Below are 1,824 nucleotides of genomic sequence, written 5' to 3'. Positions count from 1 at the left end.
TTTCCGCGTCAGCGGCGCGGGAGCGCCCTTGCCCAGCGCCGAGGCGATCTGCTGCGCTTCGGCGCGTCCAAACACCACACCGGGCGGGAAACGGGTGGCCAGGACTCGGCGGCCGAGTGGGGCGCGACTCCTGCCCAGCAGGGCGCGCCCCGGACCCTGCGTTATTCGGTCAGGTCGGTCGGCTTCTCGACCACGATGACCACCGGGCGGATGCGCACCGGGGCGTCTTCCGGACCGCGCCAGTGACGCTTGATCCAGATGCGCTTGCGCAGCGAGCGGCCTTGCCCGAAGGGCTGATCGCGCCAGAACCCGCGGACGGGGAACCGGACGCTTACGCTGCGGCCGGTCGGCGCGGACGGCGGCGCGGAGCTTGTCCGGCGGCGGGCGCTGACCACTCGGACCGAGGGCAGGGGCTTTCCCGTCCGCTCCGCGCGACGGCGCTCCGCCCGGGGTGCGCGTGCCTCGGTGATCTCGACGACCTGGTTCCGGATGAAGTTCCAGGCCGCGAAGACCGTCTGTAGCCAGGGCGCGGCTTCCTGGTGGACCACGATGCCGGTCACCTCGTCGGTGGGCACGCACCGGCTCGTCGGGGTGAAAATCGGGGTTCCGGAGGCCGACCAGCACACCAGTGCTTCGTCTGCCCACAACAGTGGCGGGGTTCCGGTCTCGACGTTGTAGCGGGCTTCGGCGGGCGGGGTGCCGTGGGCGATGGACTCGGCGATGAGCGATTCGCGGTCGCCTGCCGACCAGAACGTCACCCAGACCGCGCCGCCCGGCGGTGCTGTCTGCGGAGATGGTCCCCAGGAGCACGCGACGACCGGCAGCGGAACCCGGGCGCGACCTTGGCAGTAACCGATCGGACGGTCGAAGACCATCAGCCCTTCGGGCGCCGGCAGGTCGTCGGGCTCGACCGACCAGTCCGGCAAAGCCGCGCCGGCGGCGAGTGCGTCCTCGGTTGTTTCCGCGTCGAGGGTGAACGGCTGCGCCGAACTGAGCCTGTTGGCCTCTTCAGCGTGGAGGATGACGGTGGATTCCAGCGGCGTGTCGGCCGCCGGAACGATCGTTCCCTGGCCGGCTTCGAGGGCGCCGCAGGTCGTCATGAGGAACGTGGGGTGGCTGAGCCAGCGGCCCATGGAGATTTGGAGGGCGGGGATCTGCTCGGACTGGGGCGGTGTCCAGGTCACCGCCGCGGGTTCTGGTGCGGAGTCATTGCTCTGGGGCATGGCCGGGCCTTCCGGTCGAGCGCGTCGTGGACGAGCGCGACCCCGAGCGGGCCGACCGGGTACGGGCAGGGGTGACCGCGTGCGGGCATCGCCGCAGGCGACGCGAAGCGCCCTTGCCCCGTGCCTGGGCGGGTTGCTGCGGTGCAGGTGTCCACCGGCGCCGACGTGACGACGGGGCGCGCGGGCACCAGCTCGGGGACTCGAGGTGGTGCCCGCGTGGCGGGGGTCATTCCGACGCCGCGACCAGCCGCCACTGCCCCTCGGGCAGGCTGGTGTCTCCGGGGGTGGCGTCGAGGTAGAGGTCCCAGCCTTTCGACCCGCAGCAGCCGTCGTACTCGTCGTCGGCGAACAGCTCGAAGTGGCCGTCGGTCCCCCGCGGGCAGTAGTAGCCGACCCAGTACCGCCACGCCTTGCCTGCGGGCGCGGGGGTGAGCTCGGGGTGGTCAGCATCGAGTTCGAGGTACGACATGGTGAGCCTCCTGGCTGGTCGTGTGGTGCGTTGACGAGCGCACGCCCAGCGGGACGAATCGGTGCGGGGCAAGGGTTTCCGCGTCAGCGGCGCGGGAGCGCCCTTGCCCAGCGCCGAGGCGATCTGCTGCGC

The 1,824-nt window shown here is 71.8% G+C and carries 2 protein-coding genes; both read right to left on the bottom strand.

The features are described from left to right. Nucleotides 1-161 precede the first annotated feature (161 nt). Nucleotides 162-1,223 (bottom strand): hypothetical protein, encoded by a 1,062-nt coding sequence (locus tag BMY97_RS45680; RefSeq protein ID WP_143086546.1) that lies wholly within the window; start codon nt 1,221-1,223, stop codon nt 162-164. A gap of 226 nt (nt 1,224-1,449) precedes the next feature. Beyond that, the coding region (locus tag BMY97_RS48065; RefSeq protein WP_218157032.1) for a hypothetical protein at nt 1,450-1,824 on the bottom strand (375 nt) is incomplete at its 5' end.

The organism is Amycolatopsis saalfeldensis (genome assembly GCF_900110575.1).
Classification (GTDB): domain Bacteria; phylum Actinomycetota; class Actinomycetes; order Mycobacteriales; family Pseudonocardiaceae; genus Amycolatopsis; species Amycolatopsis saalfeldensis.
This window is presented reverse-complemented; position numbering and strand designations above follow the sequence as displayed.

What these genes read in the sequence shown, in the direction of transcription:
- BMY97_RS45680 (WP_143086546.1), bottom strand. Translation starts at nt 1,223, where the DNA reads ATGCCCCAGAGCAATGACTCCGCACCAGAACCCGCGGCGGTGACCTGG.